The sequence below is a fragment of the Alterotamlana spongicola genome, assembly GCF_035818475.1.
Taxonomy (GTDB): domain Bacteria; phylum Bacteroidota; class Bacteroidia; order Flavobacteriales; family Flavobacteriaceae; genus Cognatitamlana.
On the sequence record NZ_JAYMGV010000001.1, the window covers coordinates 471937 to 485596 of the forward strand.

Genomic DNA, 13660 nt, shown 5'->3' on the forward strand with positions numbered 1-13660 from the left:
TATTTTTTTATCACCATAAAACGCAAAAACATTTTAAATAGTTTTAATTTTGCAACTCAAATCAACTCTAAAAAAATATGGATTTAGAAAACATTGACATACAAAAATGGATAGACCTAGCAACCGAATACGGACTTAAGGTTCTAGGTGCTATTGTTATTTGGATTATTGGCTCTTGGGTTATAAAAAAACTGTTAAGAGTTACCAAAAAAGTAATGACTAAAGGGAATTATGATGAAAGCCTTCAAAAGTTTTTATTAAACTTATTGGGTTGGGCTTTAAAAATTGTGTTAATTATTGTTGTTCTTGGCACTTTAGGTGTTGAAACTACTTCTTTTGCTGCCATTATAGCGGCGGCTGGTTTAGCTGTTGGTTTAGCCTTACAGGGTTCATTATCAAACTTTGCGGGAGGAGTTTTAATTATGATTTTTAAGCCTTTTAAAATTGGCGATCTAATAGAAGCTCAAGGAGAAATTGGTGTAGTCAAAGAGATTGAAATCTTTACTACAAAATTAACCGGTTTGTCTAACAAAGAAATTATTATTCCTAATGGGTCATTATCAAACGGAAATATTGTAAACTATACCTCTGAAGGCACCCGCCGTGTTGACTTAATTTTTGGAGTGGGTTATGATTCTGATATTAAGAAAACCAAGGATGTTATTATGAACGTACTAACATCTCATCCTAAAGTATTAAAAGACCCTGCTCCTACCGTAAATGTTTCAGAACTTGCAGATAGCTCAATAAATTTTGCTGTAAGGCCCTGGAGTACTACAGATGATTATTGGGATGTGTATTTTGGCATTACTGAGGATGTAAAAGAAGCACTTGATCAAGCCGGTATTGAAATACCTTACCCACATCAAGTTGAAATTCAAAAGAAAGGTTAAGATTTTGGCTTTAAAGCCACAAAATCTTTTAGATAATAAGGTTCAAAATAAGCGACATCTTCAGTGTCGCTTATTTTGTATTTATTAAATGCTAATAAGCCCATTTCATTTGCCGAAGGTAATTTGCCTTCAATAAATATGGCATTTGGATGTGTTATAAGCTTCTTGGTCTTTTCTACTCCGTTTCCTATAAAATATACCTTCCCTTCTTTTAGATAATCCATAAAAGAAGTTTCATCCAAAATTTGTGCCTGAGTTTCTCTTATCTGTTTATGGTTACAATCAAAAACAGCCGAATACACTTCCATGCGTCTGGCATCGAGCATAGCTACAATAACGCCATCATTAACCTTTATCTGATTGGCCAATGCTTCTAAAGTAGCGATTGAAATTAAAGGTTTATTTAAAGCAAAACACAAGCCTTTGGCTGCAGAAACACCAATTCTTAACCCGGTATAAGATCCTGGACCTTTACTTACAGCTATGGCATCTAAATTATTAGCCGAAACTTTAGCCTCCTCTAAAACGGCTTCAATGTATACATGAAGACGTTCTGCATGTGAATAGTTTTTATCATTATCTTCTTTTAAAGCAAGTGTTGATCCGTCTTTTGCAATTGAAACCGAACAATTGGTTGTGGCTGTTTCAATATTAAGTATATATGTACTCAAATTAATTCGTTAAAGGTTTACCCATGTAAAAGTCTAAAACTTTTGTCTTAAATACAAAATCATACTTAGCATTTATTAATGAGGATTGTGCATTTATTAAATTTACCCGTGACTGATCTAAGTCAAAAGAGGTAATAATCCCCACATCAAAACGGTTTTTAGAATTCTCAAAAGCCAATTCTTGAGAAGCTAAAGATTTTTTTGCTGCTTCATAAGCTTTAAAAGCCGCTTGTGCATCAGTAAATGCTCTTTGAATATTAGATTCTAAATCCAACTTGGCTTGTTCCAAATTAAGCAAGCTATTTTCTTCCTGAATTTTAGCCTTGGCAACAGCCGTTTTATTTTGAAATCTTGAAAAAATAGGAATATTTACATTAACTCTAAAACCGTGTGATTTTTGATTGTTTAATTGCTCAAAAAAATCGGCTTCATCTTTTATTAAATTAGAATAAAAGGCATTAGACCCAAATGAATAACCTCCTGATACAGTAGGGTAAAATCCACTCTTAGAAATTTCGGATCCCAACTTTGAGTTTTCAACATTTTTTTCGGCTATCTTAATTTCATTTCTGTTTTCTAAAGCGTAATTTAAAACGGGCTGCACATCATTATATAATAAAGCAACAGAAGGGGTGTCAATATCTATTATTTCAACATCAAAGCCATTGTACGGTACTTGCAATAATTGTGATAAAGTAAGTAACGCCAAATTAAAATTGTTTTCTGCCAGAGTTACAGCTTGTGCATCTGAGCTTACTGTAGCTTCTGTGTCATAAATATTTGCTTTGGGTTGCACACCGGCTTCTACTAATTCCTTAACTTGATTTAAAAGTTTGCTACTAAAATCGTATTGAGCATTAGCTGTCTCTAAACGTTCTTTATTGAAAAGAACATTCAAATAGGCGTTTGTTACATTCAAAGAAATATCATCTCTAATCCTATTTAATTCCAGCTGATTGGTTTCCAAACTCAATTTAGATTGTTTATATAAATTGGTTAACCTAAACCCGTCAAATATGGTTTGATTAACACCAATTCCAAAACTGGTACTATTGGCAGTTCTGTCAACAAACTGCCCCGGAAATATCTCTGCGTTACCAACCGTTAAGCTATGCCCCATGCTTCCGCTTACCGCTGGTAAAAATTGTCCTTTGGCGGCAGCAACATCCTGTTCATTAATCAATAAGGTGTTCTTGCTCTGTTTTACGGTAATGTTATTTTCTAAAGCATGTTGTACACAATCCTGAATAGTCCATAATTTTTGCTGTCCAAATGATACTGAACATCCCAAAAATCCTAAAAATAAAACAATGTACTTCATATTAATCATCTTTTTCATCCTCATTGTCCTTTGACGCTTTATTCCAAACCTTTACTTTATCTCCTTCTTTAACACCTTCTTTTATTTCAACATTAATACCGTCTGATAATCCTAATTCAACATTTTGTTTCTTGAATTTTTTCTCTCCATCCTGTATTTCTACAAAAGGTTTTTCAGTAATTCTATTATATTGCAATAACGCCTCTCTAATAGCTAAAACACTATCTTTGGCTTCCAGGTCTATTTCTGCATTTGCACTATATCCAGCCCTAATATTTGACTCAGAATCTATAGTTACATCTGCCTTTATAGTAAACTGGACTGCACCGTTATCTTCAACTCCTTTTGGTGCAACAAAAGTAAGTTTAGCCGGAAACTCTTCGTCATTAATAGCTCCTAAAACAACTTTTATTTCTTTACCTTCAGTAAGCTTTCCAACTTCAGCTTCATCTACTTTTCCTTCAAAAATCATTTTGCTCATGTCTGCAATAGTTGCAATGGTTGTACCTTCATTGAAATTATTACTTTGAATAACCTGATCTCCTTCTCTTACCGGAATTTCCAGGATAGTACCGGGGATCTGTGCCACAATATTAGTATTAGCAGAGCTTCCCCCTAATATTGAGCCTCGTTTAATAATTTGATAATCATTTTGAGCCTGTATTAATGATTCTTTTGCCTGATTAAAGGACAGCTCACTATTTTCAAAATCTTGTTGGGATATAACTCCTTTATCAAAAAGGGCTTTATTTCTATCATATAATATTTTAGCATTTTCAAAGGATAACTTATTGGTTGCTATTCTACTTTTAGCACTAACCAAATTTTGCTCATTAGGCACGACTCTAATGGTTGCTATTAAATCACCCTTTTTTACCTTATCTCCCTCTTCTACCAAAATCTTATCCACTATTCCTGAAATTTGAGGTTTTAATTCAATTTCCTCCTCGGGATTTAACTTTCCTGTTGCTACTGCTTTGATATTAATGGCGGTATAAAAAGGTTCTTCAACTTTATAATCTACAATATCTTTTGAGTTGGCGTCTTTAAAATACTTTAATACAAAGGCCAATAGTATAATAGCTACTATTATTAAAATAATTTTTACTGTTTTATTCATTTTATTGATTGTTTATTCTTCTCTTAATGCTTCTATTGGTTTTACGCTGGTGGCTTTAAATGCAGGGATTAAGCCTATTAGAGTTCCTAATATGACCAATATGACAAGGGCAATAAAAACTACCGCAATAGATACGGATGCATTTACTATGGCCGCATCATCTCCCTGTCCGAAAAAATGATCTAATAAAATTAAAATCCATCCTCCGCTTATTATTCCAAATATCCCAGCTATTAGAGTTATAAAAACGGCTTCAACCACAATTTGTCTTTTAATTTCAAATGGTGTGGCTCCTAATGCCCGTCTAACTCCTATTTCTTTTGTACGTTCTTTAACTGTAATTAATAATATATTTCCAATGGCAAATACGCCTGCAATCAATGTAGCAATGCCTACAAACCAGGTTAAAAATTGCATCCCTATTAAAAAACCTGTCATTTTAGCAAACTCTTTTCCCAAATTAAAACTTCCAAAGGCACGCCTGTCTTCTGGGTGAATATCATTCAAATTTTTTAATAATAATTTAGCATCTTCTTCTATTTGCTTTATGTCGAATTCCGGCTTACCGGTAATCATCATCCAACCAATTCTATCTCCTCTATTGTATATTTGTTGAAAGGTTGTGAATGGAATATGTACATCTGTAGAGGGCCCCATGTTTACATTCCCATTTTCAAACATCCCAACAACAGTAAAATTAATGCCATTCACCTCAATATATTTTCCTATAACATCTTCATCCTTTTCAAATAATTGCTTGTAAGTATCTTCAGAAATAACGGCTATTTTTTTCCTATCATCAATATCATTTTGATTAATAAACCGCCCATGGATTAATTTTTTCTTTTGTAATTCATCCAGCAAAGGGTAATCTCCTGCCATTCTAAAGCTTCCGGTTAGAAAGTTTCTGGTAATGGTTGCCGATTGTTGACTTCTGGGTAATACAAATTCAATACCTTCAACATTTTCTTCAACTTTTTTAGCATCTGACAAAGACAATCTAACACGTCTTCCTTCCTGAAATCCTTTAAATGGCTCTCCTGTACTCTGCCCCCAAACAAAAACACTATTTGTAGCAAAACTTCCAAATAATCTATTAAATGAGTTTTCTAAACCTCTGGCCGATCCTAATAATCCAATAAGTAACAATATGCCCCACCAAACGCCCACCATAGTAAGTATAGACCTAAGTTTATTTTTACTTAAGCTATCTAAAACTTCTTGCCATGTATCTCTATCAAATAGGAATCTGAACATAATTAATCGTTTCTTAAAGCTACTATTGGTTTTATTCTAGAGGCCTTTTTGGCCGGTAAATATCCTGCTATTGCCCCCGCTATTATTAATGTTATGGTTGCTCCAACTACTAAACTATTACTAACACTGGGGTCTTTTATAAAATATGTTTCTAAAGACGGGCCAACAATTTCCAAAACACCAACACCTATTAACAACCCAACATAACCGGCTATTGCTGTTATTATTATAGACTCTATTAAAATGATGGAAACTATAGATCTGGGAGAAGCACCCAATGCCTTTCTTATACCTATTTCTTTAGTTCGTTCTTTGACTATAAAAATCATGATATTACTTATACCTACAATACCCGCTATTAAAGTCCCAAAACCTATTACCAAAATAATTATGGTTAAACTAAACGTCATAACATCTACTTGCTTAGCTCCCTGTGCCATATTAAATAAGCGAATTGCTCTTTGGTCATTACGGGCAACTTCAAACTTATCTTTTAAACTTTTTTTGATAGAATTCCCAAAGGCAAGTGCTTGATCTGCATTCATTTCTGGGTTGTAGGTCAAATGCATCATATCAATAAAGTCATTATTGCCATAAATAAACTGCGTTGTTGAAATTGGCATATATATAACGTTTTCTTCATTATCTCCTTCATCATCAGTAAATACACCAACCACTTTATATAAAATACCGCCAATATTTATATATTTTCCTATTGGGTTTACTCTATAAAACAATTCATTCTCAACAACTCTACCTATTACTACAACTTTAGATCTCGTATCAATATCGTTCTGGTTGATATAACGTCCGTCTTTCACCTTATTGTTTTCAATAAACATATACTCCGGATAAACCCCTCTTACCTCATAATCGTTTTTTTCACCTTTGAAAGATACGCTTACACTCCTATTTACTTTTGAGGTAAAATATTGAACCTTATTACCAAACTTGTCTAAAATAAAATCGCGATCTTCATTTTTAAACCGGATTCTTCTACCAACCTGATTCCCTTTATATGCTTTTGTAGTTCTTCCCGGATATATAACAATAGAATTATTAGCGTCTGTGCCAAAAGCCTCTTTAAAGGTATTTTTTAAACCATTGGAAATACCAAATAATATAGCAAACAGCAATATGGCAAAGGCTACAGTAAAACCAGACAGCAAACTTCTGGTTCTATTTTTATTAATACTTTGAAAAATTTCCCGCCAAAGGTCTAAATCAAACATATTGTTCCGCTCTCACTTGGTTTACTGTTGAATCTTCCATGATAACACCATCTCTTAAACGCACAATACGCTTACACATATTGGCTATATCTTCTTCGTGCGTTACCATTAAAATAGTCTTTCCTTCATCATTTAATTGCTGAATAAAAGCCATAATATCATAAGATGTTTTGGTATCCAGCGCTCCTGTTGGTTCGTCTGCGAGTAATAATTTTGGATTTGCGGCCAATGCTCTGGCAATAGCAACACGCTGATTTTGTCCTCCGGAAAGCTCCTTTGGCAAATGTTGTGCCCAATCTGCCAAACCTACCTTCTCTAAATGGAAAAGGGCTTTTTCCTGACGCTCTTTTCGTTTCATTCCCTGATAATATAGCGGTAGTGCTACATTTTCAAGAGCATTTTTATAGTTGATCAAATTAAAGGACTGAAAAATGAATCCTAAAAATTTATTTCTATAAACCGCTGCCTTTTTTTCTGTTAAGTTTTTAATTGGCAATCCATCAAGAATATATTCTCCTGAATCTGCCTCGTCTAACATCCCAATAATATTAAGTAAAGTAGATTTTCCTGAACCTGATGACCCCATAATAGCGACCATTTCTCCTTCTTCAACATTAAGGTCTATTCCTTTTAAAACATGTAAACTTGAGTCTCCTATAGGATAGGATTTGTGAAGCTCTTTAATTTTCAGCATTACGTTAATTGGTTGAATAAAGCAAAATAGCTTTGTAGTTAGACTATTAACACAAAGAAATGTTACAAACTTCTAGAAAAAAAGTATTTATTATTTTTTTAACGTTCTGTATTTCTTATAAATATAGTACCCTAAACCACCTATTAGTAAATATGGTATGGCCATAAGATATACAATGCCATCATTTATTCCTTCTGCTGCAGACTGGCTTTCTTCACTTTCTAACACAGCACGGCACATAGCACATTGTGCATTAGTCTCTATAAAAAAGAGAAATGAAAAAAGAATAAAAAATAACCGCTGCTTCATAATTCTATGAATTAAACATAATAAGGTGCTATCATGATATAAACTATAACTCCAGTAACTGCAACATAAAGCCAAAGCGGAAATGTTACCCTGGCTATTTTTTTATGCCTTTCAATATTATTGGTTATGGCTCTAACGTAAGTTATTAGAACAAATGGAATCACTGCTATTGACATTAAAATATGAGTCAATAAGATAAAGTAATAGAAGTATTTTACCAGGCCTTCGCCTCCAAACTTTGTAGAGTCGCTAGTCATATGATAAGCTACATACATCACCAAAAATAATACTGATAATACAATGGCGAACTTCATTAATCGCTCATGCAGTTTTATCTTTTTATTCTGAATAGCAATAAAAGCTAAAACCAACACCAATGCTGTTAATGCATTGATAGACGCATAAACAGGTGGTAAAAAAACGGGTAACTTTACATCAATCTTCACTCCAAAAAGTGCTGCTACCACTAATGGGATTACTACAGACAAAACAACAATTAGTGTATTGTATTTTTTCTCTTTAGATGTCATGTTTTCTTTATCCATAGCTTTCAAATCATATGATTCTGAAATACATTCAGAATGGCGAAAAATTATTCCTTAAGTAACTTTTTAATATCTTCCTTTAATGCGCTTATCTCTTCTTTGACACCATCTTCATCTGTTTTTTCTTCTTCTGAGACTATGCCCCTGTAATAAATAATAGGGTTTCCAAAGCTATCCTTTCTAGAACGTAAAAAGCCATTTTTATCTATTAAGGCAAAATTACCGGAATGCTCAAAACCTCCTGCCACATCTTCCTCTTCTGCAGCGTACAAATTAAAGCCTTCATTTGATAATTTATAAATGGTTTCTTTAGCTCCGGTCATTAAATGCCAATTGGGGTTTGTTATTCCATATTGTTCGGCATAGGCCTTTAAAACCTGAGGGGTATCATGTTCAGGGTTTATAGTAAAGGAAGCTACTCCAAAATCCTGAAAATCTTTAAACGTATTTTGAATTTGAACAAGATTTTTACTCATTCTGGGGCAAATAGTAGGACATGTTGTAAAAAAGAACTCTATCACATATACTTTACCTTCATAATCTTTATTGGTTATGGTTTTACCCTCTTGGTTAGTAAATGAGAATGCAGGTACTTTTTTAGGCTCACCGCTTATTTCAATAAAAGCTAAACCTGAATCATTTGATTTTTTTTCATTGGCAAAATCACTTCTGCTTTCATTTCTAATAATGTCTTCATTGGATATTCTATCTACAATTTTTGGAATAAAAATAATTCCAAAAACCAAAATAATAAAAGCAATACCTATATATGAATAGTTAGTTTTCTTCATCATTATTTTTTAAATCACCAGCTCTTCTGGTATCTGAATTAAATTCGCCTTTTCTTTTCTGTCTGTATTCCGTAAATAAAATGCGTAAATCATCACTCATCTTATTCTTTATTTCTGCTACCTCAATACAATTATATGAGTTTAACTCATAAACTGATTTATTTTTCTCAAGTTCTCTATCTGTCCTGTCATCAAGTCGCCCTCTCTGATTCAGGTCTTTATCAACTACAAATACATAATCAGACGCTAAGTCATGTGCTAAATCAGAATTACTCTTTAAACTAAAATAAACCTGTTGAATATCAGAGGGAGTTCCAAACACAAAATGCCAAAATCTTAAATCTTCATAGGTACTGATTTCTGACTTTAATTGTTTAACAGCTTCTTCCGTCCCGTTAGGCATAACAACTACCAACTGAAAACGTTTGAACCCTTTAAACTTATCATACACTAACTCCTTTAAGTTTAAAGCCACAGTTGTCTTTTGCATAGGTTTTTCTCCTAAAAAGCAAAGTACCGTAATATGTTCTTTAAGTTGAATTTTTTCTTTAGAATCAGAACTAAACTTATTAATATCCAAAACAGATTCATTCACAATATCCAATGGTGTATAGTGGTGAGTAGCCGGATATAAAAACAACAGGAATGTCACAGGGAGGAAGAATAAAATCCCTAAAACCAAATAACGACTTGTTTTTTTATAATTCATTGAAAATAATCTATCTATTCCTTTAAAAACGCTGCAAAAATAAAAAAAGGCGGTTTAAAAACCGCCTTTATATTTCTATTTAACTAATTATTCAGTTAAAAATCTCTTTTTATATAACCTTCATCATAAACGTTAAAAACATAACCACCTTCTTGTAATAAGATGAATATTAAATATAGTATTAAAAATATTGCTGTCCATACCACAGCACGTCTTAATCCTTTAGTTTCATCACGCATATGCATAAAATCCCAAGTGATATAATATGCTTTTACAATGGTAAGGATAATAAATATCCAATTAAGCATTTTCATGCCTAAAACTTTACCCATTAATGCTTCTGGTTTAAAGATACCTAATGCAACTTCTACTATTGTAACAATAGTTAAAAAGATTAAAACACCCCAGATTTTTTGAGTATTAGATTTGAATTTTAATAATCCTCTAAATATTTCTAATTTATGTTCGTGTGCCATTTTTAAAATCTATTATAAATTAAACCAAGTAGAAGAATGTAAATACAAATACCCAAACTAAATCTACAAAGTGCCAATATAACCCCACTTTTTCAACCATTTCATAGTTTTTACGTCTTTCATAAGTGCCTAATACCACATTAAAGAAAATGATGATATTGATAACCACACCTGAAAATACGTGGAATCCGTGAAATCCTGTAATAAAGAAAAAGAAATCTGCAAATAATGGCGAACCGTATTCATTCACTTGAAGATTTGCACCTTCAACTACTAATTTACCATTATCTTTTATTTGTTTTATTGACTCTGCTCTAGACAAAACCGTTTTTTCTCCAGTTTCGGTTAGTGTTTGTGTTCTTACTAAAACATTTTCATTAGCCTCTAAACCATGAAGAACTTCTTCAACAGTATATGATGGCAACGAACCTTCTGAAACAAACCACAGACCACTTTTACGTTCATGCTGTGTTCTGTCTGCATGGGCATCGACTACAGCAAAATCTCTAAGTGCCACACGGTGCCCTTCGGTATCTACAAATTGTAAAATATTCCCGCCTTTTGTCTGTATCGCACCATAATCTCCTTTAATAAATGTGTTCCATTCCCAAGCTTGAGATCCTACAAATATTAAACCACCTATGATGGTCAAAAACATATAAAGTGTTACTTTACCTTTATTTAAATGATGTCCGGCATCAACTGCCAATACCATAGTTACAGATGACATAATAAGAACAAAGGTCATAAACGCCACATAATACATTGGAGCATCTACACCATGTAAAAAAGGAAAGTGAGTAAACACCTCATCTGCAATAGGCCATGAATCTATAAACTTAAATCTCGAAAATCCGTAGGCTGCTAAAAACCCTGAAAATGTTAATGCATCCGATACGATGAAAAACCACATCATCATTTTACCATAGCTTGCTTTTAGAGGTTGATTACCTCCACCCCAAGTTTTGGCTTCTGATTCAGCATTTACAACTGTAGTACTCATATGTAATGGTTGTTATTTAAAAGTTGCACAAAAATAATCATTTTATTTATCTGACGAAATATACATCTGTAAAATTTAAACTATGATAAATATCACTTTTGCCGATTGTTATGCCTCCATGCTTAAAAAAAATTTTAAGAAAAAACGTAATCATCTTACAAAATATAGAAATAAGAAGAGATACACCCACAGTATATCAATAAAATGCCAAAATGTTGCAGCTAGATCAACACCAAGCATATTAGTTGCATTATACTTTTGTTTAAAATGATTATAAATTACTACTAAAAGACAAACTAAACCAACAATGACGTGTAGAATATGCACTATAGCAATGAGGTACACATAAGACATTGTTACATTACTTGTTGGTCCGGTAAAGTTATACCCCATATCAATAATCTGTTGAAACCCGGAAAATTGATTAAAAATAAAAAGGATTCCAAGAATGAGTGTAATACATAGCCACAGAAAAGTAGCTTTTCTATGGTTGTTTTCCAATGCTTTTTTAGCCAAAATAAAAGACACGCTACTTATAACTACAATTATAGTGCTTATTAAAAAGGCATTTGGCAATTGAAAGTCTTTTAACCAATCCGGCCTGGAACTGCTTACCACAAAAGCACTTGTCCATCCAGCAAATGACATCACAAGTGAAATGATACCAAACCAAAGCATCATCTTTTTTGCTCTGTTATTTTTTTCTTCTCTTGTACCCTGAGTTAAATCCATGAATTATCTAATAAATTTATCTATAACGTAAACAATCTGTATCAATGTAATATATGATACGCTGGCTAGCATTAATTGCCTTGCTGCCTTTTCGGTCATTTCCTTAAATAGCCTGATAGCATAATTTAACATACCTAAGCCTAATATAAAAACTATAATGGCAGCCACAATTGATAATTGCAGTTTCCCTGTAAATCCAAATACAGGTATAATTGAAACAATCAATGTCCAAATGGTATACATAATAGTTTGAACCGCTGTTCCCCTGTCCTGCTTTCCAGTAGGCAACATAAAGAATCCACCCTTTTTATAATCTTCAAATAAAAACCAACCTATAGCCCAAAAATGAGGAAATTGCCAAAAAAACTGTAAAGCAAATAACGTCCCCGGTTCTATTCCAAAATCATTAGTTGCTGCCACCCAACCTAACATAAATGGTATGGCTCCGGGAATAGCACCAACAAAAACAGCCAGAGGTGTCTTTGTTTTTAATGGTGTATAAACACAGGTATATAAAAATATGGAAATAGCCCCAAACATGGCTGTTTGCTTATTAATAGTATATAAAATAATGATCCCCAACAGGGTAAATATAGTAGCTATAATAAACGCATTATTTACGGTCATTCTACCAGCAGGAATAGGTCTGTTTTTAGTTCTACTCATTAAGGCATCTAAATCTTTTTCAATAATTTGATTAAATGCATTTGATGCGCCTACCATAAAATACCCACCAAGAGCTAGCAAAATCAAAACTTTTAGATCAATAGTCTCTACCCCTAATAAATATCCGGCAAGTGATGAAAACACGACGCTTAATGACAAACGCATTTTTGTGATTTCTTTAAAATCTGAAATGGCTGAAGGTGCTGTTAATGAAGATTTTGAATTACTCAATGTTCTATGTCCTTGAAGTCTTTTCTATTGCGAGTGCAAAGATACTCTATAAAAGCATTTTAGCAATGTTTTAACGCGTATTTTTAAATTAGTCTCCCACACTAAAAAATTGTATTTTTAGAAGATATAACATTTTTAAGAACTATAAATTCATGAAAACCATATACACCCTTTTTGCTTTTTTTGGGTTAATTACAAGTAATGCTCAAAACAAAGACGTTGTAATTACAACACACAAAGTAACTGATCATATTTATATGCTGGAGGGTAGAGGTGGTAATATTGGAGTATCTTCTGGTGAAGATGGCATATTTATGATTGACAGCAAATTTGCGCCCTTAACACCAAAAATTTTGGATGCCATAAAAGCCATCAGTAACAAGCCTATTAAATTTTTAGCCAATACCCACCATCATGGAGATCATACAGGCGGCAATGAAAATATATCAAAACTGAATACGTCTATTTTGGCTCATGATAATGTTTACAAGCGTATAAAGAATAATAGTAAACAATCTGATGACGCTCTGCCTATAATAACGTTTAATGATAAGTTGAGCTTATACATTAATGGCGACCAAGTATTAATTTTTCATACTGAACATGCTCATACCGACGGAGATGCTTTATTATATTTCACAAATAGTAATGTCTTACATACCGGTGATACTTATTTTAATGGAATGTACCCTTATATTGATCTAAATTCCGGAGGAAGTGTTAACGGCTATATTGCAGCAGCTAAACAGGCCCTGATTTTAATTGATGACAACACTACAATTATTCCCGGGCATGGTAAATTATCTAATAAAAAAGAATACGAGTTTTTTTTAGAAATGCTTGAATCTATAAAAGTTTCTGTTTTAAAAAGCATTGAAAATGGTAAAACAGAAGATGAAGTAGCCTCTGATGCTTCTATTACAAAAACCTATGATGATTTAAACTTTGGTTGCTGCTTTATTTCATCAGAAAAAATTCGCAGAACGTTTTATAAAAGCTTAAAATAATGT

16 protein-coding genes are annotated in these 13660 nt (G+C 32.9%); 2 read left to right on the top strand and 14 right to left on the bottom strand.

What is annotated here, in order from left to right:
- The first annotated feature begins 77 nt into the window (after positions 1 to 77).
- On the top strand, positions 78 to 893 hold the full coding sequence (locus VOI54_RS02010) for a mechanosensitive ion channel family protein (protein ID WP_326281056.1): 816 nt from the start codon (positions 78 to 80) through the stop codon (positions 891 to 893).
- Here the strand turns inward: VOI54_RS02010 and tsaB are convergent.
- The 14 genes from tsaB to cyoE form a co-directional block, all read right to left on the bottom strand.
- Positions 890 to 1564: a tRNA (adenosine(37)-N6)-threonylcarbamoyltransferase complex dimerization subunit type 1 TsaB gene (gene tsaB / locus VOI54_RS02015; RefSeq protein WP_326281057.1), complete on the bottom strand. Its 675-nt coding sequence runs from the start codon at positions 1562 to 1564 to the stop codon at positions 890 to 892. The two genes, VOI54_RS02010 and tsaB, sit on opposite strands and share 4 nt — an antisense overlap.
- Position 1565: 1 nt before the next feature.
- Positions 1566 to 2885, bottom strand: coding sequence for a TolC family protein (locus VOI54_RS02020; RefSeq protein ID WP_326281058.1), 1320 nt, complete (start codon positions 2883 to 2885; stop codon positions 1566 to 1568).
- A gap of 1 nt (position 2886) precedes the next feature.
- Positions 2887 to 4005: an efflux RND transporter periplasmic adaptor subunit gene (locus VOI54_RS02025; RefSeq protein WP_326281059.1), complete on the bottom strand. Its 1119-nt coding sequence runs from the start codon at positions 4003 to 4005 to the stop codon at positions 2887 to 2889.
- Between the two features lie 12 nt (positions 4006 to 4017).
- On the bottom strand, positions 4018 to 5262 hold the full coding sequence (locus VOI54_RS02030; protein WP_326281060.1) for an ABC transporter permease: 1245 nt from the start codon (positions 5260 to 5262) through the stop codon (positions 4018 to 4020).
- Positions 5263 to 5264: 2 nt separating this feature from the next.
- Entirely contained in the window at positions 5265 to 6494 is a 1230-nt protein-coding gene (locus VOI54_RS02035) for an ABC transporter permease (protein WP_326281061.1), read from the bottom strand.
- Positions 6487 to 7188, bottom strand: coding sequence for an ABC transporter ATP-binding protein (locus tag VOI54_RS02040; RefSeq protein WP_326281062.1), 702 nt, complete (start codon positions 7186 to 7188; stop codon positions 6487 to 6489). The genes VOI54_RS02035 and VOI54_RS02040 overlap by 8 nt, the downstream gene beginning before the upstream one ends.
- Positions 7189 to 7278: 90 nt before the next feature.
- Positions 7279 to 7497 (bottom strand): CAMCR motif-containing small membrane protein, encoded by a 219-nt coding sequence (locus tag VOI54_RS02045; RefSeq protein WP_326281063.1) that lies wholly within the window; start codon positions 7495 to 7497, stop codon positions 7279 to 7281.
- An 11-nt stretch (positions 7498 to 7508) separates the two neighbouring features.
- Positions 7509 to 8042, bottom strand: coding sequence for a DUF420 domain-containing protein (locus VOI54_RS02050; protein ID WP_326281064.1), 534 nt, complete (start codon positions 8040 to 8042; stop codon positions 7509 to 7511).
- 47 nt (positions 8043 to 8089) lie between these two features.
- Positions 8090 to 8836 carry an SCO family protein gene (locus tag VOI54_RS02055; RefSeq protein ID WP_326281065.1) on the bottom strand — a complete coding sequence of 249 codons (747 nt, stop codon included), beginning with the start codon at positions 8834 to 8836 and terminating at the stop codon, positions 8090 to 8092.
- The gene (locus tag VOI54_RS02060; RefSeq protein WP_326281066.1) at positions 8820 to 9542 is read right to left on the bottom strand and encodes a hypothetical protein; all 723 of its coding nucleotides are present in this window, start codon (positions 9540 to 9542) and stop codon (positions 8820 to 8822) included. The genes VOI54_RS02055 and VOI54_RS02060 overlap by 17 nt, the downstream gene beginning before the upstream one ends.
- 95 nt (positions 9543 to 9637) lie before the next feature.
- Positions 9638 to 10018 carry a cytochrome C oxidase subunit IV family protein gene (locus VOI54_RS02065; protein WP_326281067.1) on the bottom strand — a complete coding sequence of 127 codons (381 nt, stop codon included), beginning with the start codon at positions 10016 to 10018 and terminating at the stop codon, positions 9638 to 9640.
- Positions 10019 to 10037: 19 nt separating this feature from the next.
- Complete coding sequence (locus VOI54_RS02070) at positions 10038 to 11021, bottom strand: cytochrome c oxidase subunit 3 (RefSeq protein ID WP_326281068.1); 984 nt, start codon at positions 11019 to 11021, stop codon at positions 10038 to 10040.
- A gap of 150 nt (positions 11022 to 11171) precedes the next feature.
- Positions 11172 to 11753, bottom strand: coding sequence for a cytochrome c oxidase subunit 3 (locus tag VOI54_RS02075; protein ID WP_326281069.1), 582 nt, complete (start codon positions 11751 to 11753; stop codon positions 11172 to 11174).
- A gap of 3 nt (positions 11754 to 11756) precedes the next feature.
- A complete protein-coding gene (gene cyoE / locus VOI54_RS02080) occupies positions 11757 to 12650 on the bottom strand; it encodes a heme o synthase (protein WP_326281070.1) in 894 nt (297 codons plus the stop codon).
- Between the two features lie 152 nt (positions 12651 to 12802).
- Here cyoE and VOI54_RS02085 point away from each other — a divergent pair, with 152 nt between their 5' ends.
- Entirely contained in the window at positions 12803 to 13657 is an 855-nt protein-coding gene (locus VOI54_RS02085) for an MBL fold metallo-hydrolase (protein ID WP_326281071.1), read from the top strand.
- Positions 13658 to 13660: the final 3 nt, after the last annotated feature.

What these genes read in the sequence shown, in the direction of transcription:
- VOI54_RS02010 (WP_326281056.1), top strand. Translation starts at nt 78, where the DNA reads ATGGATTTAGAAAACATTGACATACAAAAATGGATAGACCTAGCAACC.
- VOI54_RS02020 (WP_326281058.1), bottom strand. Translation starts at nt 2,885, where the DNA reads ATGAAGTACATTGTTTTATTTTTAGGATTTTTGGGATGTTCAGTATCA.
- VOI54_RS02025 (WP_326281059.1), bottom strand. Translation starts at nt 4,005, where the DNA reads ATGAATAAAACAGTAAAAATTATTTTAATAATAGTAGCTATTATACTA.
- VOI54_RS02030 (WP_326281060.1), bottom strand. Translation starts at nt 5,262, where the DNA reads ATGTTCAGATTCCTATTTGATAGAGATACATGGCAAGAAGTTTTAGAT.
- VOI54_RS02035 (WP_326281061.1), bottom strand. Translation starts at nt 6,494, where the DNA reads ATGTTTGATTTAGACCTTTGGCGGGAAATTTTTCAAAGTATTAATAAA.
- VOI54_RS02040 (WP_326281062.1), bottom strand. Translation starts at nt 7,188, where the DNA reads ATGCTGAAAATTAAAGAGCTTCACAAATCCTATCCTATAGGAGACTCA.
- VOI54_RS02045 (WP_326281063.1), bottom strand. Translation starts at nt 7,497, where the DNA reads ATGAAGCAGCGGTTATTTTTTATTCTTTTTTCATTTCTCTTTTTTATA.
- VOI54_RS02050 (WP_326281064.1), bottom strand. Translation starts at nt 8,042, where the DNA reads ATGGATAAAGAAAACATGACATCTAAAGAGAAAAAATACAATACACTA.
- VOI54_RS02055 (WP_326281065.1), bottom strand. Translation starts at nt 8,836, where the DNA reads ATGATGAAGAAAACTAACTATTCATATATAGGTATTGCTTTTATTATT.
- VOI54_RS02060 (WP_326281066.1), bottom strand. Translation starts at nt 9,542, where the DNA reads ATGAATTATAAAAAAACAAGTCGTTATTTGGTTTTAGGGATTTTATTC.
- VOI54_RS02065 (WP_326281067.1), bottom strand. Translation starts at nt 10,018, where the DNA reads ATGGCACACGAACATAAATTAGAAATATTTAGAGGATTATTAAAATTC.
- VOI54_RS02070 (WP_326281068.1), bottom strand. Translation starts at nt 11,021, where the DNA reads ATGAGTACTACAGTTGTAAATGCTGAATCAGAAGCCAAAACTTGGGGT.
- VOI54_RS02075 (WP_326281069.1), bottom strand. Translation starts at nt 11,753, where the DNA reads ATGGATTTAACTCAGGGTACAAGAGAAGAAAAAAATAACAGAGCAAAA.
- VOI54_RS02085 (WP_326281071.1), top strand. Translation starts at nt 12,803, where the DNA reads ATGAAAACCATATACACCCTTTTTGCTTTTTTTGGGTTAATTACAAGT.